Below are 21,119 nucleotides of genomic sequence, written 5' to 3' on the forward strand. Positions count from 1 at the left end.
AGATTGCCGCAGAGCCGCTCCCTAGCATGGCGCCATCAATCCTCATCGAGTGTCGCCATGTCTGTATCGAATCGTTTGCTGCCCCTCTCCTGCGCTTGCCTGCTGCTGTGCGCCACCGACCTGCGCGCCGGGGACTGGCAGTATCGCCTGAACGCCGGCATCGCCAATGCCCCTCGCTACAGCGGAGCCGGCGAACGGGCCACGGCACCGCTGCTCGGTGGCAGCATCACCAGCCCCGCCGGCTTTTTTCTCGACACCAGCAAGGGCCTGGGCTGGGCTCACGAAGGCGACACGTTCGACCTTGGGGTGCGAGTGGGCGCCAGCACCGCGCGCAAGGATCATCGCTCCGGCTTCGAAGGTTCGGACAGGCTCGACGGCATGGGTTCGATCAAGTCGCGGCCGCAATTGGGGCTCGACGCTGCCTACCACCTCGGCCCATTGACGCTGGCCGCCAACTTCGAGCACGCCCTGGAGCAGGACAAGGACAAGCCCGACACCGGCTCGGCCTACAACCACCTGAAACTGAGCCTGGGTATGCAACTGTACAAGGGCCGCATCGGCGAGTTGGTGGGCAGCGTCAACAGTCAGTTCGGCGACGGCGACTATATGCGCACCTGGTATGGCGTAAGCCAGGCCCAGGCCGCAGGCAGCCAGTTCCACGCCCACGATGCCCGTGGTGGCCTGATCAGCCGCGGTGGCGAGCTGTCCTGGAGCATGCCCTTCGACGAGCACTGGCACATGGCGACCGTGCTGGCGGCGGACTACCTGAACGACGATGCTGGCGATAGCCCTCTGGTCGAAAAGCGCCTGCAAACCTCACTGGTTACCCAGATGACCTATACCTTCTGACCTTTTTCAGGCGTCCGGGCAGTCTCGCCCCGGACAGGCCAGATCATGCGCAAGGACGCGCCCCCAGCCGCCGCATCGCCCACCTGCGCGTAACCGCCGTGGGACTGCGCCACCCGCCGCACCAGCGCCAGCCCAAGGCCAAAGCCCCCGGTACGCCGGTCACGACTGCTGTCGAGCCGCGAGAACGGTTCGAAAATCCTGTCCCTGCCCGCCACCGGCACACCCGGCCCGTCATCGTCGACCTGCAGCCGGTACTCACCGCCGCTGCATGACAGCGAGACGTGGATATGCCCTTTGGCATAACGGATGGCGTTGCGCAGCAGATTGATCACGGCCCTGGCCAAGAATCGCGGCTCGATACTCAAGGTCTCGACCTGACACGGTGCCAGATGAATCTGCACGCCGCTGGCCTCGGCTTCCAGGGTTACGCTGGCAATCACGCTGTCCAGCCAGCTGCCGGCTTCGACCGATTGCAAGCTCATGGCGGTCGCTCCGTGCTCCAGGCTGGCGTAGGTCAGCAGCTCGGACACCATGTCTTCCAGCTCACCCAGGTCGGCGTACATATCGCCGATCAACTGGTGGGCGCTGGCCGGGTCCGGCAGTTTCCTGAGCTGGTCGAGCTCGAAGTTCAGGCGTGCGATGGGTGTGCGCAACTCATGTGAAACCGCGTTGGTCATTTCGCGCTGGTTGGCGATCAGCACTTCGATACGCGCGGCCATCAGGTCGAAGTGCCCCGCCACATCGCTGATGCTCGAACGCCGCGGCATGCGCACACGCGCCGACAGGTCGTTGTCGCCGAAGCGCTGGGCGGCCAGGCGCAGTTTCTCCAGGTCGCGCCAGTGTGGCCGTACCCAGAAATACAACACCACCCCCAGCAGCAGTGCCAGCATCAGGTAGGCCGTGCCGATGTATACCGGCATGAAGTTGGGTTCGCGCGGCAGCTTGACGCTGAGCAACTGGTCGCCGTCATCGATGCGGCTGAACAGCTGGGTGTACTGCTCGCGCAGCACCAGCTGGCCCTGGGCCAACTGCGCGTATTCACGCTCGCTCAGCGCCAACTGGTCACGCCGCACAAGATCCAGCCCCAGACCGTAGGCCGGTCGCAATCGCTCCAGGCGCTGTGCGCGCTGCTCGCCCTGTACGCCACGCAGTTGTTCGACCAGCGCGTGAACCGTGCCGCGAAAGGTCTCGCGACTGGCCGCCTCCATCTGCGGGGCGAGCAGCGCATCCAAGGTATGCTCGACCGTCTGCAGCGCCACCACCAGGCCAACCGTCAGTATCAGGTACAAGCCCAGGAACAGGCGCAGCATCTAGCGCTCCCAGGCGAACGGGTTGAACAGGTAGCCCTTGCCCCAGACGGTCTTGATCCGCGTCGGTTCACGCGGCGTGTCGTTGAGCTTGCTGCGCAGCTTGCTGATGTACACATCGACGCTGCGGTTCATGCCATCGAAGTCGATGCCGCGCATCTTGTTGAGGATATCGTCGCGAGACAGGATCACCCCGGCATTGCCGGCCAATAGCTGGAGCAGGTCGAACTCCATGGTGGTGCACTCGACCGGCTCGCCCCCCAGGGTCACCTCGCGACACACAGGGTCTATTTTCAGTTCGCCGAACTCCAGCGCCCCGCCCGTGCTGCCCTGTGGCACATGACGGCGCTGCAAGGCGCGCAAGCGCGCCAGAAGTACCGGTGGTTTGATGGGTTTGATCACATAATCGTCGGCACCGGACTCCAGGCCCAGGATATGGTCCAGGTCATCCTCGCGGGCGGTGAGGATCACGATTGGCGTGTCGCTGAGCGCGCGGATCTCGCGGCAGACATGCAAGCCATCCTTTCCGGGCAGCATCAGGTCGAGTACCACCATCGACGGCCGGAACTCGACGAACGCCTGCCGCGCCAGGTCGCCGCGATGAACTTCGCGCACTTCGAAGCCATGTTGCGACAGGAAGGTCGCGATCAGCCCGCAGAGCTTCACGTCGTCCTCCACCAACAGCACCTTGCCTGGGCCAGAGCCATCCATCATCACGCGTTCCAGTCCTTAGAGAAGTGCGTGCATTATGCCCTTGCGAAGGTGTCACTACCATGTCGGCCCGCGCCCTATCCCGCCACCCGCACCAACCGCTGCAACCCCTCGATCACCTGCGGATCGCGCACTTCGAGCACGTCCATCTGGATCCGCGCAATCACCGCCTTGAGCAGCTCGGTCTGGCTCATCCGGGTCTGCTGCAGCAGCGCCAGAAAGTCCTCGGCCATGTGTGCGTTGACCTTCATCGACAAGCGCCGGGTCGCCCCCGATGTCTGTAACCCACGCTGACGCCGCTGCGCCTCCAGGGCCGTCACGAAGGCCTCGTGGCCAGGCTGCAAACCCATGCCCTGGCGGGCCTGCACCAGCCACTGGAAGTAATGGGCCAGGAACAGCTTGCGCAGGTGCGCGCCCGCCTCGCTGCACACGGCCTGCATCGCCGCATCCAGCACATCGAGATAGACCGCCGGTAGCCGCGCCTCGATGGACTTGAGCTGCTGCTTGCGCGCCTCGCGAATCGCCGGGGTGGACTGCGGCGGGATGGCCACTACCATGTCGCAGCCATCGCACACGCCCACCAGGATATCCCGCGCGATGCCCTGGCCATCGCTGAAGGGCACATCGCGCCGGGTGTAATGCATGGCGACCAGCGCCTGGCAATGCTCGCACAAGGCCTGGCCGGTATCGCCTTCGAACAGGATCTTCATGGTCGGGATACTCATTGGTGAACGCTGATGAACCACGTCTGGGGTTCGATGAAATAGAACTTGATGTACCAGCCGCGGCGCTTCAGCACATGGACCTCGATGGCCGGCACGGCGTGGTGCGGGCTACTGCTGTAGTGGCTGCCGTCGCAAGCATTGATGATATCGATGACTTCGCCTGCGCCGACCTCCCCGATGGCCAGCAGAGTCTTGACCTCGATATCACCCCGTGAGACGTGCAGGTAATCCCCGGATTCGAGCGCGGCGACTACCGCGCGCCTGACTGCCCTGAAGCCCTTTGGCATGACCCTTCCTCACGATACGAAAATCATCGTACAAAATCCTGAATGAATCCACCTTCAGGTCGATTCACCCGACCAGCGGCGCATCAGCCATGTCGAGATGCGGATGACACGTGCGGATGAACTATGGCTTGACGGGATTAGCTGGGTTGGACGCCTGTGTAACAGGTGCTTTCGAGGATTAGCCGGATGTTTCAACAAGGCTGGGCGGTCAGCAATATCACCTTCGCCGCCGGTCCGATCGCCCCCGCCTTACTCATCAGAGAATTATTTCGATTTTTTATAAAGGAGCGGCTTGCAATAGCAAATAGCTAGCACGAGTATCGGATCCGAATCCGGCAAACATGGACCGTTTACTTCAAATGCACCGTTCCCGTAAAAACCGTCTTGCCCTGCAGATTGCCCTTGTCGTTTCCAGTGGCGCTTCGCTGCACGCCCAGGGGGCGGAGTATTTCATCGACACCCCCACCTTTGTTCCCCAGCAGCTAGGCAACATCGACAGGCTGAACATCGGTAGCACCGGCAGCGTCATCGTGGCCAACGGACAAGCCGTGACATTGAATAACCACGGCTACATCCCCTCGGTCTCGATCGACAACGCGGGCTCGATAATCTCCACCGGTTCCAGGGCGATTGATACCCTCGATCTGCCCAACACCACAGGCTACTACCAGATAAACAACAGCGCTGGCGGGCTGATCCAGGGCAACGGCGACGCCATCCGCATCAACAACACCACCTCCTACGGCTCCCTGGATATCGTCAACAGCGGCACTATCAGCTCCGCCTTCGGCCAGGGCATCAACCTTGATGCAATGGTCGGCAGCAGCTACTACACCACCCACGTCACCAACGCACGCGGCGGCGTGATTCGTGCCTATGCCGCCGACGGCATGACCACGGGCTCGAATGCCAGGATCGACAATTTCGGCGAGATCTCCAGCGATGGCTTCGACGGCGTCAACCTGCGCGCCGCAACCGGTACCTATGTCACCAACCATGGACAGATCGATGGCGGTCGGCATGGCGTCAACGCCGATGCAAATGGAACGCTCAGCACCTTCGGCACGGTCATTGGCCGCAACGACGCCGGGTTCAATTCGTCTGGCGACAGCAACGTCTTCAACCAGGGTGGACTGATCGTCGGTGGCGCCAATGGCGCGCAGGCCTACGGTGACGGGGATGGCGTGCGTATCGCCGGCATCGGCGAGGTCTCCAACAGCGGCACGATTCGCGGCGAAGGTGCCGCTGGCCTCGATCACAACGGCATCGCGAACACCAGCGAGGGCGTCGTACTCGGCGGCGGCCGGCTGGTCAACGGCCCGGACGCCCTGATCGTCGGCGCTGACAACGGCGTGACGATCGGCAGCGCGCGCAACCGCGATGGCGCGGCGCTGGGCGGCACCTGGGTGAGCAACGTCGGCACCATCCAGGGACTGAACGGCCATGGCGTCAAGTTCGTCGGCGCGTTCGACGACACGCTTGTCAACGATGGCCTTATCAGTGGCAGCAATGGCCTGGCGCTGGACCTGGGCGGCGGCAACGACCTCCTCCAGGTCTCCACACGGGGCCGCTTCGAAGGCCTCGTCGATGGGGGCAGCGGCCATGACACCGTGGAGCTGGGGCGCAAATACGACTGGTCAGGCAGCGGCAGTTTCGGCAACAGCCGCAATTTCGAGTCCCTGCAGGTTCTGGGCGGAACCTGGACCGTCACCAGCCAGGGCGATTTCAGCGAAACCAGCCGGGTGTTCGACTACGCGCACCTGGTCAACCAGGGCGCCCTCAACGGCACCGTGGATGTCGATCAATGGGGCACCTATGCCGGCGGCGGCTCGGTCGGCCATCTCAATGTCAACGGCACGCTGTACAGCAAGCCCGAAGGCGCCACCCGGGTCATCGGCAACCTGACCCTGGGCAACCAGGCAATCGTCGATATCGGCGTCAACCCCGATGGCAGCAGCGGCGCGCTGCGGGTGGGCGGCACCGCCTACCTCAATGACGCCAGCCTGCGCATCACCCCCAATTTCGGTGATACGCCATGGCCATGGCACAGCCACTACACCTTGCTCGAAGCCGGCCAGGTCGTCGGCCGTTTCGCTCAGGTTCAGGATACTTACTATGCGTTCCTGACTCCGGAGCTAAGCTATACCGACACCCGCGTGAACATGACCTTGACGCGCAACGACGTGGAGATGACCGAGTACGCCACCACGCCTAACAGCCAGCGGCTGGCCGAGAGCATCCGACCGAACGACTACTGGTGGGAGAGCGACCCCAACACCCCGGTTTACGGCGCCCTGCTCTACGCCAGCCCCGCCACGGCCAGTTCGGCCCTGGAGCAACTGGCCGGCAGCGGCAACGCCAACCTCGGTGCCGCGATTCTCGGCAGCAGCGCCCAGGTCGGCACGAGCATGCTCGCGGCCATGTACCAGATGGGCAGCGGCGCAGGCCTGGCCCTGGCGCTCGACCCGGTGCAGGCCCCGAGCGTCGCAGCCACCGGCGTGCCCAGCGAGCTGCGCAACCTCAACGACCCGCACGCCCGTGGCCGGGTGTGGCTGCAGGGCATCGGCGGCTATGGCAAACTGGATGGCGCCCACGGCAGCGCCGGCCTGGAACAACGCACCCAGGGCACCCTGCTCGGCGTCGACTGGGCGCTAGACGACACCTGGCGCCTCGGCGTGCTGGGCGGCTATTCGAAAACCCGCCTGGACAGCGGTGCCGACGAGGGCACCCTGGACAGCTGGCACGCCGGCCTCTATGCCTTGCGCCAAAGCGGCCCGCTGGCCCTGCGCCTGGGCGCCGCCTACAGCCGGCACGACGGCGACAGCAAGCGGCGCATCGAATTCGAGCGCTTCAGCGAGCGCCCCAAGGGCGACTACGACGCCGACAGTCAGCAGGCCTTCGTCGAGCTGGGTTACAACCTCGGCAGCGGCCGCCTGAATGTCGAGCCCTTCGCCAACCTCGGCTACCAGCGCTATCACCGCGACAGCTATCGGGAGACAGGCGGCATCGCCGCGCTGGACGTCGACGGGCAGAGCCAGGACAACTTCAGCAGTACCTTCGGCGTACGCCTGGCGCACTTGAGCCAACTGGACAACGGCATCAGCCTGACGCCACGGGCCAGCCTCGGCTGGCGGCATGTGTATGGCAGCGTGGACAGTGAGGTGCGCCAGGCCTTCGTTTCCGGCGGCAGCGCCTTCAGCGTCGAAGGCACCGCGCTGGATCGTGACAGCCTGATGCTCGAGGCCGGGTTGGGGATTGGCCTGTCGGCACGGCACAGCCTGAACCTGGGGTACAGCGGCGAGCTGGGCAGTGATAGTCGCAACCAGGCGCTGACGGCGCAGTGGCAGATGATGTTCTGAGACCGCCCCTGCGGGTAAGCGAACAGTGGGAAACATGAAGGAGCAGGGCTGAGCTTGGCTACGGGTCAAGCCCTCTCTGCCTGGAGCTACGTGTCACTCATTGATCCCGCGGCTCCCAGTGGAGACCCGCCCATGCGCCAAGCACGGCTTGCAGGGTCGCCAATGGATTTTCCGAGCGGAGCCTTGATAGGATTGAGGTTTGGTTGGAACAACAATAAAAATGCTGAATTCTATACAGATCCTGCGAGCCATCGCAGCATGGATAGTGGTGTTCCATCACTACATGCAGATCACCTACAACTTTAAATTGATGGACCCGCTATCCGTTGCGCTGCAACGCTACGGTGCCATCGGGGTCGACCTGTTCTTTGTCATCAGTGGATTCGTCATCTACCTGTCGGTGTCCAGGAAACCTGTCACGCCCCTGGAATTTGCCAAGCACCGAATCGCTCGCGTGGTCCCGGCCTACTGGTTATTCACGTCCATTACCGCAGCGTTGCTGATCTGCCTGCCAGGCGTCATTCCCTTCACAGGGTTCGAGCCGTTGTTTTTCCTCAAGAGCATTTTCTTCATACCGGCCCTGAACCCCTCCGGCATAGAGTATTTCCCGATCGTGACCGTCGGCTGGACGCTCAACTACGAAATGATGTTCTACGGCGTATTTTTCGCTTCGTTGTTTCTCCCCGGGAAGTATCGTATCGCCGCACTCTTCCTCGGCATCCTTGCGCTGCGCAAACTCTTGCCGGAACTGGGTGGCGCGTTCGAGTTCTACAAGCACAAGATCGTCTATGAGTTTCTCTTCGGCGTGACGGTCGGTATCCTTCACCAGCGGGGCACATTCAACTCGATCCGGCCCTGGGCCGCCCTTGCCCTTCTGGCAACAGCACTGTTCGTCATCGCCAGGTTCGGCGAAGCCACCCACAACCCCTTCAAGTGGGGAATCCCCTGCGCGCTGATTGTCATCTGCGCGATTTCCCAGGAGCGGCTGCTGCACAACATGACCTGGCTGAATGCACTGGGTAACTGGTCGTACTCCACCTACTTGTGCCATATCCCGATTCTCAGCCTGATGCTGGAATTGCAGAAGAATACGGATCTGCCTCCAACCGCGACCTTGATCGGTTCGCTTGCCCTGATAGCCCTGGTTTCCGCGATCAGCTTCAACCTGGTGGAAAAACCGGTTGCAAGGCTCGCGAAGCGAACCGACAGGCGCCAGACTGACAGCCCTGCGCTCGGAAACTGAGTGTTCGCCCACGGAGCTGGCGGGTGACTCCCACGCATGGGAACCACCCGCCGCCTCCGTCAGAACGCGTAGACCAACGTCGCCGTGGCACTACGCGGGGTGCCATACCAGCCACGCGCGCCGATCGCCGAGTAGTACTTCTCGTCCAGCACGTTGTTGAGGTTCAACGAAACGCTGGTCTGCGGCGTGAACGCGTACTGCGCCATCAGGTCGACCACGCTGTAGGCGTCCTGGGTGAACGTCTCGCCATGGGGCCCCGCTTTCTTCTTGTACTCCATGCCCTGCCAGCGCACGCCGCCGCCGACTTTCAACTGCGGCAGGGACTGCAGTTGATAGCTGGTGAAGAGCTTGAAGGTGTCGCGCGGCACTTCGGTGAGCAGGCGTTTGCCTTCGGCGTCCTCGGCCTGGGCATAGGTGTAGCTGGCGGAAACTTGCCAGTCGGGCAGGATCTGCCCGGCCGCCTCCATCTCGAAACCACGGGTCTTGGTGCCGGACTCGGCGCGGTAGGCCTGGTTGCCGTCCGGTGCCAGCTTGTCGCCGTCGGCCACGGCCAGGTTGTCCTGCTGCACTTCGAAGACACTGAAGGCGGTGGTCAGGCGCTTGTCCCAGAACTCGCTCTTGATACCCAGCTCGTAGTTCACGCCCTCCAGCGGTTCGATATAGCCACCACTGGCATCCTGCCTGCTCTGCGGCTTGAAGATGGCGGTATAGCTGGCGTAGGCCGACCAGTTCTCGGCGAAGTCGTAGATCAGCCCCACGTAGGGCGTGACCACCCCGGTCTCGCTGCGCGAGGTGCGCGTGGTCGCACCGGTGGCCAGGGTGGTATGGCTTTCGTCGCGCTTCCAGTCGATCAGCCGCGCACCGGTAATCAGCGCCAGGTCATCGGTCAGGCTCCAGCGCACCGAGGCCACCAAACCGTCCTGGGTTTCATCCAGCGCATCCTCCGTGGACTTGGTGTGGATGGCCGCAGGGATTGCCAGCGAACCGTCCCAGGTGTGGATGTTGTCGATGGTCTGGAACGACCACAGCGGGTAACCGTTGTTACGGTAGTAGGCGCGGTAGTGACTGGCGCCCAGGTACCCCTGGTGCTCACGGGAAAACAGCTCGAACGGACCGGAAGCCGACAGGTCGAACGACGTCTGCCGCGGGTCCCCTGCCCAACGCCCCGTCCAGGTGCTGATGCCGCTGCCGTCGGGCTTGACGGTGCCGCTGGCGGCGGTGGCAAAGGCGTCGTCATAGCTGCGGCGACTGTGCTCGGCGTTCAGCTTCAGTTGCCAGCCGTTGTCCAGCTGGTGCTCCAGGGTGGTGAACAGGGTCTTCGCGCTGCGCTTGTGGTAGCTCCAGTCCGACGCCGAGTTGAACGAACGTGACGGGTTGAAGTGGCTGCCATCGGCGTTGTACATCGGAAAACCGTGGTTGCCCGCGCCGTCGTTGTCCATCTCCTGGTACTCCGCGCCCACGGTCAGCAGGGTGCTGTCGGTGACGTCCCATTCCAGCACGCCGTAGGCTACCTGCCGTTCCAGCGACTGGCGGTCGACATTGCTCTTGCTGTCGGTGGTCGAGGCCACGAAACGCCCACGCACATGGCCGCTTTCCGACAGTTTGCCGGACACATCCAGCTCGGTGCGGTAGTTGTCCCAGGAGCCGGCCTTGAGGGTCAGTTTGCGTTGGGTCTCGACGGTCGGCTTCTTGCGAATCAGGTTGACCGTGGCACCGGGATCGCCGGTGCCCGACATCAGGCCGGTGGCACCACGCACCACCTCCACGCGGTCGTACGACACCATGTCGGCGAGATCATCGCGGAATCCGTAGCTATCCGGGCGGTTGACGCCGTCGACCTGGATGCTGCCGACCTGGAAACCCCGCACATAGATATGATTGGCGTCGCTACCGGCCGGCCCCATGCTGTCGACGACCACACCCGGTGTCTGCTCGAGCACCTGGGTCACGTCCGTGAGGTTCTGGTCCTCGATCTGCTGGCGGGTCACCACGCTGACGGACTGCGGCGTCTCTCGCGCCGACAGGCGCAGGCCGGTCGCGGTGTTGGCAGAACCCGTGGTGTAGCTGCCGGTGCCTTCGGTGGTGCTGCCCAGGCCCAGGGCATCGACACTGGTCGCGCCCAGTTCGACGGCGCCGTCGTTCTGCACCTTGCTCAGCACATAGCGTTTTTCGCCCACCTGCTGCACCCGCAACCCGGAGCCCTGCAGCAATGTGGCAAAACCTTGCTCCAGCTCGAAGCTGCCCTGCAGCCCCGATGAATGCAGCCCGGTGGTTTCGTCGTTGCTGAAGCTGATGGTCACGCCGCTGGCGGCGGCGAACTGGCTGATCGCAGCGGCCAGGCTGCCGGCCGGGATATCGTAGCGCTGCGGGGCGGCCCAGGCGGTCGAGGTCGCCAGTGCGCCAGCGCAAAGGCTCAATGCAAGGGTCGCCTGGCGGATGCTGCAGGCTAGCGAGGTACGGCGTGCGGACATGAAAAGGGGTTCCTGTACTGGTTGGCATGGGCACGCTTGAAGCGCGCGCCCTGAAGAGCCGAAGCAGCGTGAGAAATCTGCTACCCCAAATGCGAAAAATTCTCGAATGTTGAGACAGGATGAGCAATCACCCAGACTTTCAACCTGTGTTGTCGTACAGGATTCGAGGCGTGGGAGCGGCGGTTCGCCGCTGCGACTTGCCCCGCGATGCGATGGCAGCCTTGACGCCCTCATCGCGGGGCAAGCCCGCTCCCACGAAATGTGCATTCGGTAGGGCGGCCGGACCACCCTACCCCACTCCAAGCGGCTCCAGCCGCACCCAATAGCGCGTCACGCGCCGTGCCCGAACCGGCAACGCATCCTCCAAACTGGCCAACGCGACATCGGTATCATCAAGATTGAACGCCCCCGACAGCCGCAACCCGGCAACCTCCTGCGCGCACCCCAGATACCCAGGCCGATAGCGCCCCAACTCACGCACCACATCGCCCAGGCGCCAATCAACGCTGACCAGCATGCCCTGTGCCCAGGCCTGGGCGCCGGGGGTCAGGGGAAGCAACGGCCCGATGCTATCGGCAGCGAAGCTCAGCCCATACCCGGCATCGATACGCACCACTTGCGACGCTTGCCCTGGCCGCACTTCCACGGCATGGGCAGCCACCGCCACGTGGCTCGTACCCGCGTCCTGACGCACACTGAAGCGGGTGCCGAGGGCACGAATCACACCTTCGGCGGTGCGCACGCTGAGCGGACGCGGGTCCTTGGCGGTCTCCACCAGGATCTCGCCTTGGCGCAGGTGGATCAGCCGCTGGCCAGCGTCGAAGCGGATATCGACGTGGCTGTTGGTATTGAGGTCCAGGCGCGTGCCATCGGCCAGGGTCACTCGGCGCCGCTCGCCGGTCCGGGTCGAGTAATCGGTGCTCCACGGCGAGCGCCGGTAACCCTGCCAACCCACCACACCGGCACCGAGCAACAGCACCAGGGCCTTCACGGCATGGCGCCGATCCCGTCGGGCGATTTCCAGGGTCTGCGCGGCGCCACTGGGCACGTTGCCCAGGCGGCCTTGCAGCTCCTCCAGCCGCGCCCAGGCGGCGGCATGGCGAGGGTCGGCGGCGCGCCAGGCTTGCCAGGAGGCGCGGGTGGCGGCGTCGACGTTGCTGTCGTGCAAGCGCACGTACCAGTCCACGGCCTCGGCAAGAATGGCTTTCATGCCCCCTCGACCAGCAGGCAATGCATCAGCCCGCGCGCCAGGTGCTTGCGCACGGTGCTCACCGAAACGCCGAGGCGTTCGGCGGCCTTTTCATAGCTCAATCCGTCCAGTTGCACGGCAAGGAAGATCGCCCGGGTGCGTGGGCCGAGGCCGTCGAGCATCCGGTCGATGGCCATCAGGGTATCGAGGATGGCGGCGTGGGTTTCGGCGGAAGGTGCGTAGTGCTCCGGCTGCAGCGCCAGGGCTTCGAGGTAGGCGGTTTCCAGGCTGCGGCGGCGATAGAGGTCGATGACCAGGCCCCGGGCGATGGTGGCCAGGTAGTGACGGGGCTGGTTGAGGGTGCCGGCAGTGCGCGCCAGCAGCACGCGGATGAAGGTGTCCTGGGCCAGGTCGGCGGCATCGGCGGAGCTGTTCAGGCGTTGGCGCAGCCAGCCGTGAAGCCAGGTGCTGTGCTCGCGGTAGAGCGTTTCCAGGCCGCAGTGGACAGTGCCGGCGGGAACAACGGTGGACATCACGCCCTCCCCCAAAAGATTACCAGGTGCGAATAAGAATTTGTCGCAAGTGTACTGAGTGAGGGCGGGATTGGGAATGGTGGCAAGGCAAAGACGGGTTGCGGAATTGAAAGCGGTTCAGAGGGTTTCACCACAGCCAACCGGAGCAGATATCGGTCTATTCCATCCGCGGCCTTTGCATGGCGAAAGGCTCCTGCGCATTTAGATTCATGCCCTGTCACACATGGTAAGCACTATCATTTATGATGCATTAATGCATAAACATGCATTGAACGCTTATCTGTGTTTTTATACATCATCGAGATGCATTGGGGCTTATCTCGATGCCGCAACGACACGAAAAAACCAAACCGTCCTTGCCCCTCCCATCAAAGAGTTTTACTCGGCACTATCACTTGCCATGCATGTGTTTTAACCAAGGTGTCCCGCCTGAACAACAAATGCAGAACGGATCACTCGTCAAATAGCGTCCAGCCATGGCTAATATCGCCAAATGCTTTTGCCGTGAAAGTCAAGACCAGTTCCGTTGGATCGAAGCCTTTGTGCAACCAGTGCCCGGGCGTCGGCCCTCTCGTTATCACATATTCCAATCGATACTGAGCAACAGCGCCAGCACCGAAGGAAGTCGAATTCAGCTCAAAGATATCGCCCTAATTGAAAGCCCATAGCGCTTTGACGAGATCATCATCAGTTACAACGCCTTCAGTCGCGTCGATCAGATACCGTTTATGAAGCTTTTTTGAAGCCTGGTACTTTTGGCCATGGATCAAGAACCTCAAGGCAGACAATTCAGGGTTACTAACTACCGCCCAAACAGAGGAAGACGGGGCCCTGCAATCTGACGGCCCCGGCTCCTCTCCCTACGTACGCCTTCGCCAAAAGTCCAGACAGTTCACCTGAACATATTCACGTGCCGTCAGGAAAACACGACCAGTCCTCAATCCGCTGCCAGGAATTGCCGGAACCCACACTCCAATATCCGCTCTCTACCCGTGTGCTGTTTCAAGGCCACATCGAACCCGGAATGGCGGGCGCTATCCATGATCGCCAACGCCTTGGCGCACTCCGCTTGACCTACCCTCGCGTGTAGATAGGTATCTTCCGCTATGAAGGCATGGTCAGGGAACATACTTGGCTTTTCGGTCACCGCATAGATGAAAAGCGCCCCCCAAGAATCGTACAGCACATCAAAAGGCGGTCTCGTGCAGTCAATGTTCCTGTACTGTTTCATCAAGTAATAGCGCTCCCAGCCAACACTCCCCCCCAGTCTCGGGTAGTCCGAATCCAGATGACTATTTCGGGCAATAATACCTTGCCCGGAAAAAGCGACTGCCATGCCCTCGGAAAACCAAAGGGGAAGGTATGTATACGGTTCGACGCCATGAAGATGAGACTGGAAGAAATGTACCATCTCGTGATGAATCAACTGTTCGACCTTGGCAGGTGAATCTGACAACGCTTCGCTAAGTGCTTGCGCAGTCGAAAATGTCACATGAATGCCTACCAGGTTACCTGTATTGCCCTTGAAGCCACCCACATGAAATTCGCACACAGGTGATGCATGGTCATCTTGACTAGAGAACTGCACTTTGCAGGCCGCAAAGGCCCGAGCGGCCATGGCCCTCAGCACATCTCGGGTCGAGGCATTGAAGCTGGTTTCCGGGTTGAATCTAAATTGCATGTCCTATCCCATGTGTGACGACCTGAGGTCCTACTAATCTGGGGACAGATTAAGCAAATGCAAGCAGGCCAATGTTCAAGAACAAAAAAACTTCAAAAAGAGATCGACGTTCAGAACAACCCACCCAAGGTAAAAGTTCCACCCCCGCCCGCCTGCAAGCCAACGTTGAACCCGCCAGCGAGAATCACGCCCTTGGCCGAACGCAGCAGGCGCTCGGTGGTGTCTTGCGGCAGGACAAGCTGGCCTACCGGAATCGTCACGGCGGCGGTCATGGCCAGCAGCTTGGTATCCAGGCCGAACAGCATGCCCGACAAGCTGCCCCCACCGATCAGGCCCAGCCCGCCCTCGATGAATACACAGGCGCCCTTGAAGTCCTCGCGGTTCAGCCCGCGGGCAGCGATAGAGTCGGCCACCAGCACTTTGCCCTTGGCATAAAAGTCTTCGCTTGCACCCGCCGCCCCGACGCTCTGACCCCGCACCTGCAGGTTGACCTTGCCGAAGCGTGGCAGGCGTGCGCCAGCACCGACGCCGACACCGACCGAGCCGTAGCGGTACTGATGCAAGGCACCAGCGGGGTCTTTAAGGGTCAGCATGCCACCACCGGCTGCCACGAATGCCACCGTCAGCCCGCCACTGCTGGCGGTCTCGTATTGCCAATCACTGGTACTGAGGGTCAATGGGAATTGCAGTCGCATCTGAATCTCCTTGTATAGGGCCGCGCCGGGTGGCGGCGGCAAGTCCATGCGACCAGCTGATGGCCGCTCCCTGGGATAGGCACGATGACTGAGGCATCAGCAGGCTTGCGCTGCACGCTTCTATGCGTGCAATGCTGGAAAGTCCGGACAGGAAAGCGCAGCCGGTCCTTGACCAGCCTGAGGAGAGATGGGGCAGATTGCTCTGGGCGAGCGATAGCGTCCTGGCCATGACAAGTCCCTTGCATCGTCCGTGACATGCCGGGCCATTGCAACGAACCTCTGGGGTAGTGTCAACCCTGTCGAATCTGTCAGGCACCGGCTCAGTCAGAAATCTGAACGCCGCAGTCGAGCGCCGAAGCTGCCAGCTTGGCGATCTCAAGCCTACCGTCCGGCTCGCCACCATCCTCGATCATCCAGGTCGCTGACAACCCTGCCCATGCCAGCACCCATTGCAAAAGCCTGCGACGATCAATACCGGCAGCAGCCGAGATAATCGCTATCCGACGTGCAAAGACCGCCGGTGCCAGCGCGCTTGCATCGTCGGGGTTGCAGAGGATATTGGCGTAATCGAAGCCTCGCTCGCCATACAAACCCTTGGGATCGATGGCGAGCCATCCAGTCGGCCCGAAATCCAGCACATTGCCGTGATGGATATCGCCGTGCAGCACCACCACATCCTGCGGTTCGGCCAAAAGCGCCCTCGCCGCCCTGGCACTGTGTTCCAACACCCCGCCGTGAGTCGCCGCCGCACTCCACAACGCTTCGAACCATTGCACCAGCGGAGCCAGCGCAGGCATTGGCTCAGCACGTGGGGCGTGTAGGCGAGCTACCACCGCACAGAGGATCCGCGTAGCCTCGTCATCCCGGCCATCGGCAACCATCTGCGCGAGGGATGCTGAGCCTTGCGCCCGCGTCATCAACAACGCCTCGCCATCGTGAGCCAGCACCGGGGCCGCACCATCACCGCCCCACCAGGCCATGAGCTGGTTGCCAGCCTGCTCTTCGGGTGATTGCGCGATTTTCAGCATGGCAGGTGTATCGCCCTGGCGAACCGGGAGAAGATGGCCGTTCAACGAAACGAACGCATCCCCGTCGAGGGTCAGCCCCCATCGTTTCAGGTAGTGGTCAAACATGGTTTCATTACTCGCAATTCACTTGTGAACGGGGCTCGATGAGCCGGTGAACATCCATCGATGCCGTTCATTCGGAAATGTCTATCCTGACGCGACGATTACCCGAGTACCAGCAGATGCTATCCGCACACCAAGCCAGCGCCATCGTCCTCGACCTTCATAAAGACATCATCCGAGATGGCCGCCCGGAACGGTTCGTCATTCAGTCCTGTGAACTCACCGCGAAGGGTGACTACTGGGTAGTTCGTTGCAACAGCGAGGACTGCGTGGTGCATGGCAAGACCGAGTACTGCTACGTCGGCGTCAACGCCCATCTGGTCGATGTCAAAAGCGGCGCGCTCGAAACGGTCGCCAGCTGCTTCTCTATTGAGGAATACCTGCGGGACAAGGACGACCTCCATGCCGCAGCGGGCAAAACCTATGTGCTGGCGCCTTCGTTTACTCGTGAAAGCAGAACGGCGGTGATCAACCTGCGACAGAAGCTCGCCTACTCCTATCCCGACACCCTGTTCCTTCTGAAGGGGGCAGGCCGACTGTGGTTCAAGGGTATCCGCCGGCAACTTGAAGATGCCCGGCAACTGCTCGCCATCGAAGGTATCACGACGCAGATCGAGCTACATGCCGAGCCACTGGACGCCATCGAGATAGGGCCGGAAACCTGGTACATCGAGGCGGTATTCAATGCGCTGCGCAGGAAGCCACTTCACCATGGCGAAGCTGCTGAATGATGTTTTGTTCGATATAACCTGCCCTGCAACTGCCTCAACGGGAGAAGTCTGCCAGTAACGTCTTGACCGCCCCAGGCCCCATGGCACTCAAAACCTGCGTGGCGGCCTCGCGCATCGGTTGCCAGTGGCCACGCTGAAAGATCGACCGATCATGGCAAGGCAGGTCGCCGTCGCCCATCGACGCATAGAGCGCCCATACGCGGTTCAATGGCGCCGCAATCGAATCAGGCAAGGTATTACCGACGACCTGAAGCGCGTCCTGTACATGACGCATCCTGGCGTTCCACACCTCGCAGGCCAGGCAACCCGGCAGTGCTTGCTCCTGCTGTGTTGCGGTCATGGCAACGAACTCCAGCACCGGAATCAAACGCGCTATCGCGTCGACAGACTCAAGTTCGTCTGCGCCATACCATTGGCAAATCAGGTCGACAAAATCAGGCATCTCGCTGGCCTTTGAGGTTGAGGTGTATCAGCAGGAACACGGGTGTTCGGCATGGAACACTACCTTGCACGCGTTGTACACCCATTGCCCAAGCCCTTTGCCAGTCACTACTTATAAAGCGCTCAGAAAGACAGCGAGAATCAGATTAAGCCCCTTCCTTGTAGTCCATTTCCCAAACATACTTCTGCCGCCTTTTTTCCGTTGCGACTGCTTATTCCGCCGGTCTGTCAACCCACGTACAGCTGCCACCCTAATGTTTGACAGCAGGCAGGTGGCAGCCCTTCGATAGGAATAAGTACATGCTCAAGATCGTCCCCGACCCACCCCACAACCACCACTCCCTCGAAGACACCCTCATCCAGGCCACCGAGTACGCCCTGTGTGCATTGACCGTGGCCCATCATGCCGTACAGCTCAAACCCAGATCGCCCGCCGCGATGCTGATGATGGCGTCGATGCATGAGATGGAAGCTCTACGCGTACTGCTGGAATCGGCATTGATCCAGGTACAGATGCCGAACGCGCAGCCGCGTCCGTTGCACTAGACCCCAAAGTCTGTGGCACCTGAGCTGACGCCATCGCATCCCACCGTGGGAGCGGGCTTGCCCCGCGATAGCGTCAGACCAGGCAGCGAAAAACTTCAGGGAGATTCAATCATGACCACAGACACCACCACGCCCCACACCACCGTGGGCAAGACCAAGTTCTACCAGGGCGAAGGCCAGACCGACCCGCTGTTCTGTATCGAACCCGGTATCCCTTGCCAGCACGCCCGCGACCAGGCCTCTGAACTGATGGGCTGCGTACGCGACCTGACCATCACCGGGATCATGGAGGAAAAACCGCAGATGCTCTGGGCGGCGTACTACCTGAGCGCACTGGCCAAGGCGCTGATGGATGATGCGGAACTGGGCATGAGCCACTGAAGCGGGAGAAGGCTGGGCTTACCTTGCAGCAGATAAGCCCTCTGGACCAAAGCGGCGAACTGGCAACAGCGAATGGATGCAATCAAACGTTGATGGCATGCCCGGAAAGTTACCGTATAAAAAAACAAAAGAGCCGCGCAGAGCGCGGCTCTTTTATTTTAGCTGACTGCCCTTTTACAGTGACTGCAGAGAAATACTGGCACTCGTAGAGTCTTGCTGACTATCAGCGTCCATCCAGACCCACTGCGTGCCGTCGCCTTGCAAGTTATTGCTGACACTTTGAATCTGAGTCGCAACAATGGTGACAGCGCCTTGCTCCGAAGCCGTAGGTCCAATATTAGTGACTTGACCAGACAGCAGACCATTGGAGGTTTCATTAACAACAAACACAGTAGCAGCCGCCTCCCGGAACTGGCACGAAATAAACTGAGTAATTTTGCTAACAATGGTCAGATTCATCCACTTTGACGGAGGAACCGAATAATAGCGATTATATTTATTGAACGGATACTGCTCACCATTAGCCTGCAGCTGGTTATTGTTCAGCCCGCTTGTATTGGTCGGCATGCTGGTACTGCCCAGCCACAGCTCGACCTGTGCGATGCCACTGTTGCTGGGCAGCGAAACCGAGATGGTCTGGGTATCGGTACCCGAAACAAAGCCCAGCGAAGCCAAGCCGGCATTGGCAGTGGTACCTGGAACAGTAATGCGTGCAGGGGGTTGGCTATTGCTCCATACCACATTGACAGTGGCGTTGTTGTCACTACCTGCAGAGTTATAGATGAAAATCCCGTAAATCTGGCCAGGGCGCAACGTCGTGCAGGTAGCCGTATCACCCGGAGTCAAGGTAATCCGTTGGCCACCGTTCCAGTTTATTTGTGAGGCTGCGATAGCGAAGCTTTCCATGGGATAGTCCTTTAGTAGATGCAGCATGATAGACGCGCGTACGTCCCTAACATCCGTTGCGCGACTACGAGATTAGCCATCGCAAAAAAATATGCTACGGAGCGCTTAGAATCATTGGCAATTAGTGAGTAGTGGCTAAAAGCCATTCACCCCCAATTAAAACCTAAGTAACACTCATACCAAAGTAAGCACTGGAATAGCACTTTCTACAACAGGCTGAAATCTATTACGTTTCAGCGCCCGTTGAAAATATTAGGCCTGTTGGCTTTCACGATAGACATGTATGCGATAGCGGTTGATCGTTTTATTCGAACTATCGTCCAGCCATAGGTATCGCTTAGCGCTGTACGAAATCCCGACAACGCCAATCGCGCGCCTGGGGCAATCTGATCGGCACGATGCGCCAATGCTTCCGCCATGGGTTGTCTGGTCTGGCGCATTCGCGGGGCCAGCCCACACAAGGGTGATGCTTGTAACGCTGTTCACCTTCGAACCGGCCAGCACCTGCTCGCCGATCAAACCGGACGAATCCCGCCATGCTTGAGAAACTGGCAGCCATTCACTCTTTTCATCGCCAGCCAGCGCCCCCGCCGCCTGGTCTCGCTGAGTTGGTGTCCCAGGTTTATAAATTCTCTAGCCGCCACACTCAAGGGTTTCGACCACTCCGGGGCCCACGTCTCGGATGAGCATGAACGTCCTTTGCCAAAATTGCTCGGTTAGCTGCTTTTTCGGCTGGCTGTGGCTTCCTTTACGGCGCGAAAAAGCGTTGAAAATTTTCCCGATCATCGCTATCCCCTATCTCCGTCTAAAGGAACATCATAGACAGGAAAAATATCCCATTGCCATCACAGTTCTTTGACCGCTGCTGCCGCGAGCCAGCACGGTACGCATGGCTTTCAAAATGAAAACCGAGGAGTCATCGGTGCTAGATCGGATCGCGGAATGGAAGCGGGTTTTTGAGACCGAGGAGAACGCCATTACTAAGGCGTTGAATCAAATGGCGTGGGACATCGCAGCGTATTCATGTGTCGTAGAGATGGTGCGCCAAGCTCCCACGGTCTGCGGTGAAAAGCAGCTAAACGTTTTGATCATGGACATGCTAGCGAGCGGATTTTGGGCAGGTACGATGCAGGGTATCCGCAGACTCGTAGAAGTCGAACCTATCCGCGGACCGAGGAGCGTGTGCTCATTAGGTAGCTTGATCGCCGACATCCGCGCCTCGCGTGGAAAGCTCACACGCCTGGTATACGTCAGGGATATCGCGGAGCTGAATTACAACTACCACAGCACACACGCAGCTTATGACACCTTTACCACTGAGCAACTCCAACAGGGAAAGCGATCGTACTGGGTGCCCACGAAATACCACTATGAGCTTGCGGTTAAGCGTCACGAGGAATTCGACTGGCTAAGCGGAGTGAGCGCAGGTACATCTAGGCCAGATGATCTAATACGGGTTGAGGTATTCGACATGCTGGAGGCCCGCCTAGGCCGGCTATCGTCCATCATAGAACATGTGAACGTGGATATCGCCCACACTGCCACTGAGGCCAGTCGTCAAGGGCGCATGCTAGAGCGCTGGGGTCTGGCAGATGCCAAGCAAGCTTTGCGTGAAATTGCAGAAATCGCCCAGGTGGTGGGCTCCTGGTTCTGCTACAGCGGCACTGGCACTGTTTTGCCATCCGCCAATTTCGATCAGTTCGCTCATTTGGACAGCCCCTTATTTCAAGGTGACCGTGCCATGCTGCAGGAGATATGGACGGACTTTGATCGCGAAGCACAATCATGGCAACTAATCGATCCCACAGAGTGGATGCAGAGCCAATAGCAAACATAGAAAGAATCTGAAAGGCGCTTGGCCAACCTCGCTAGGAATCCAGCCCCTGGATAACCTCGCACAGACTGTCGACCTCAGTACCCATTAGCTCATGCGT

General features: G+C 60.6%; 19 protein-coding genes. 7 read left to right on the forward strand and 12 right to left on the reverse strand.

What is annotated here, in order from left to right; all coding sequences use genetic code 11:
* Positions 1–57: 57 nt before the first annotated feature.
* Positions 58–849, forward strand: coding sequence for a MipA/OmpV family protein (locus tag ACZ899_RS10530; protein ID WP_232855837.1), 792 nt, complete (start codon positions 58–60; stop codon positions 847–849).
* Here the strand turns inward: ACZ899_RS10530 and ACZ899_RS10535 are convergent.
* The 4 genes from ACZ899_RS10535 to ACZ899_RS10550 form a co-directional block, all read right to left on the reverse strand.
* On the reverse strand, positions 837–2,159 hold the full coding sequence (locus ACZ899_RS10535; RefSeq protein ID WP_234561535.1) for an ATP-binding protein: 1,323 nt from the start codon (positions 2,157–2,159) through the stop codon (positions 837–839). The genes ACZ899_RS10530 and ACZ899_RS10535 overlap by 13 nt on opposite strands.
* Positions 2,160–2,867 (reverse strand): winged helix-turn-helix domain-containing protein, encoded by a 708-nt coding sequence (locus tag ACZ899_RS10540; RefSeq protein WP_232855918.1) that lies wholly within the window; start codon positions 2,865–2,867, stop codon positions 2,160–2,162.
* A 77-nt stretch (positions 2,868–2,944) separates the two neighbouring features.
* Entirely contained in the window at positions 2,945–3,577 is a 633-nt protein-coding gene (locus tag ACZ899_RS10545; RefSeq protein ID WP_234561534.1) for a hypothetical protein, read from the reverse strand.
* A gap of 11 nt (positions 3,578–3,588) precedes the next feature.
* Positions 3,589–3,879 (reverse strand): hypothetical protein, encoded by a 291-nt coding sequence (locus tag ACZ899_RS10550; protein ID WP_234561533.1) that lies wholly within the window; start codon positions 3,877–3,879, stop codon positions 3,589–3,591.
* A gap of 359 nt (positions 3,880–4,238) precedes the next feature.
* On the opposite strand from ACZ899_RS10550, the gene ACZ899_RS10555 reads away from it, so the two are divergent.
* Together ACZ899_RS10555 and ACZ899_RS10560 are read left to right on the forward strand one after the other, a co-directional pair.
* Positions 4,239–7,238 (forward strand): autotransporter family protein, encoded by a 3,000-nt coding sequence (locus ACZ899_RS10555; protein ID WP_234561532.1) that lies wholly within the window; start codon positions 4,239–4,241, stop codon positions 7,236–7,238.
* 220 nt (positions 7,239–7,458) lie between these two features.
* Positions 7,459–8,481 carry an acyltransferase family protein gene (locus ACZ899_RS10560; RefSeq protein ID WP_267967155.1) on the forward strand — a complete coding sequence of 341 codons (1,023 nt, stop codon included), beginning with the start codon at positions 7,459–7,461 and terminating at the stop codon, positions 8,479–8,481.
* A 59-nt stretch (positions 8,482–8,540) separates the two neighbouring features.
* Here the strand turns inward: ACZ899_RS10560 and ACZ899_RS10565 are convergent, their stop codons facing one another.
* The 6 genes from ACZ899_RS10565 to ACZ899_RS10590 form a co-directional block, all read right to left on the reverse strand.
* Positions 8,541–10,952: a TonB-dependent siderophore receptor gene (locus ACZ899_RS10565; protein WP_234561530.1), complete on the reverse strand. Its 2,412-nt coding sequence runs from the start codon at positions 10,950–10,952 to the stop codon at positions 8,541–8,543.
* 289 nt (positions 10,953–11,241) lie between these two features.
* On the reverse strand, positions 11,242–12,162 hold the full coding sequence (locus ACZ899_RS10570; RefSeq protein ID WP_326491849.1) for a FecR domain-containing protein: 921 nt from the start codon (positions 12,160–12,162) through the stop codon (positions 11,242–11,244).
* Entirely contained in the window at positions 12,159–12,674 is a 516-nt protein-coding gene (locus tag ACZ899_RS10575) for a sigma-70 family RNA polymerase sigma factor (RefSeq protein ID WP_234561528.1), read from the reverse strand. Before ACZ899_RS10575 ends, ACZ899_RS10570 begins: the two co-directional genes overlap by 4 nt.
* Positions 12,675–13,611: 937 nt before the next feature.
* Complete coding sequence (locus ACZ899_RS10580) at positions 13,612–14,355, reverse strand: hypothetical protein (RefSeq protein WP_234561527.1); 744 nt, start codon at positions 14,353–14,355, stop codon at positions 13,612–13,614.
* Positions 14,356–14,465: 110 nt separating this feature from the next.
* Positions 14,466–15,050, reverse strand: coding sequence for a hypothetical protein (locus ACZ899_RS10585; RefSeq protein ID WP_234561526.1), 585 nt, complete (start codon positions 15,048–15,050; stop codon positions 14,466–14,468).
* A gap of 320 nt (positions 15,051–15,370) precedes the next feature.
* Positions 15,371–16,183: an aminoglycoside phosphotransferase family protein gene (locus ACZ899_RS10590; RefSeq protein WP_234561525.1), complete on the reverse strand. Its 813-nt coding sequence runs from the start codon at positions 16,181–16,183 to the stop codon at positions 15,371–15,373.
* 77 nt (positions 16,184–16,260) lie between these two features.
* On the opposite strand from ACZ899_RS10590, the gene ACZ899_RS10595 reads away from it, so the two are divergent.
* Positions 16,261–16,911: a hypothetical protein gene (locus tag ACZ899_RS10595; protein WP_234561524.1), complete on the forward strand. Its 651-nt coding sequence runs from the start codon at positions 16,261–16,263 to the stop codon at positions 16,909–16,911.
* A 34-nt stretch (positions 16,912–16,945) separates the two neighbouring features.
* Here the strand turns inward: ACZ899_RS10595 and ACZ899_RS10600 are convergent, their stop codons facing one another.
* Complete coding sequence (locus tag ACZ899_RS10600; RefSeq protein ID WP_234561523.1) at positions 16,946–17,353, reverse strand: hypothetical protein; 408 nt, start codon at positions 17,351–17,353, stop codon at positions 16,946–16,948.
* 299 nt (positions 17,354–17,652) lie between these two features.
* Here ACZ899_RS10600 and ACZ899_RS10605 point away from each other — a divergent pair, with 299 nt between their 5' ends.
* Both ACZ899_RS10605 and ACZ899_RS10610 read left to right on the forward strand, forming a co-directional pair.
* Complete coding sequence (locus ACZ899_RS10605) at positions 17,653–17,898, forward strand: hypothetical protein (protein WP_234561522.1); 246 nt, start codon at positions 17,653–17,655, stop codon at positions 17,896–17,898.
* Between the two features lie 111 nt (positions 17,899–18,009).
* A complete protein-coding gene (locus tag ACZ899_RS10610) occupies positions 18,010–18,279 on the forward strand; it encodes a DUF3077 domain-containing protein (RefSeq protein WP_186733448.1) in 270 nt (89 codons plus the stop codon).
* Positions 18,280–18,453: 174 nt separating this feature from the next.
* Here the strand turns inward: ACZ899_RS10610 and ACZ899_RS10615 are convergent, their stop codons facing one another.
* Complete coding sequence (locus ACZ899_RS10615) at positions 18,454–19,185, reverse strand: hypothetical protein (protein ID WP_046856331.1); 732 nt, start codon at positions 19,183–19,185, stop codon at positions 18,454–18,456.
* A gap of 889 nt (positions 19,186–20,074) precedes the next feature.
* On the opposite strand from ACZ899_RS10615, the gene ACZ899_RS10620 reads away from it, so the two are divergent.
* Positions 20,075–21,013, forward strand: a complete 939-nt coding sequence (locus ACZ899_RS10620) for a hypothetical protein (RefSeq protein WP_234561521.1) — start codon at positions 20,075–20,077, stop codon at positions 21,011–21,013.
* The last annotated feature ends 106 nt before the right edge of the window (positions 21,014–21,119 follow it).

This window comes from Pseudomonas sp. TE31087 (genome assembly GCF_057284075.1).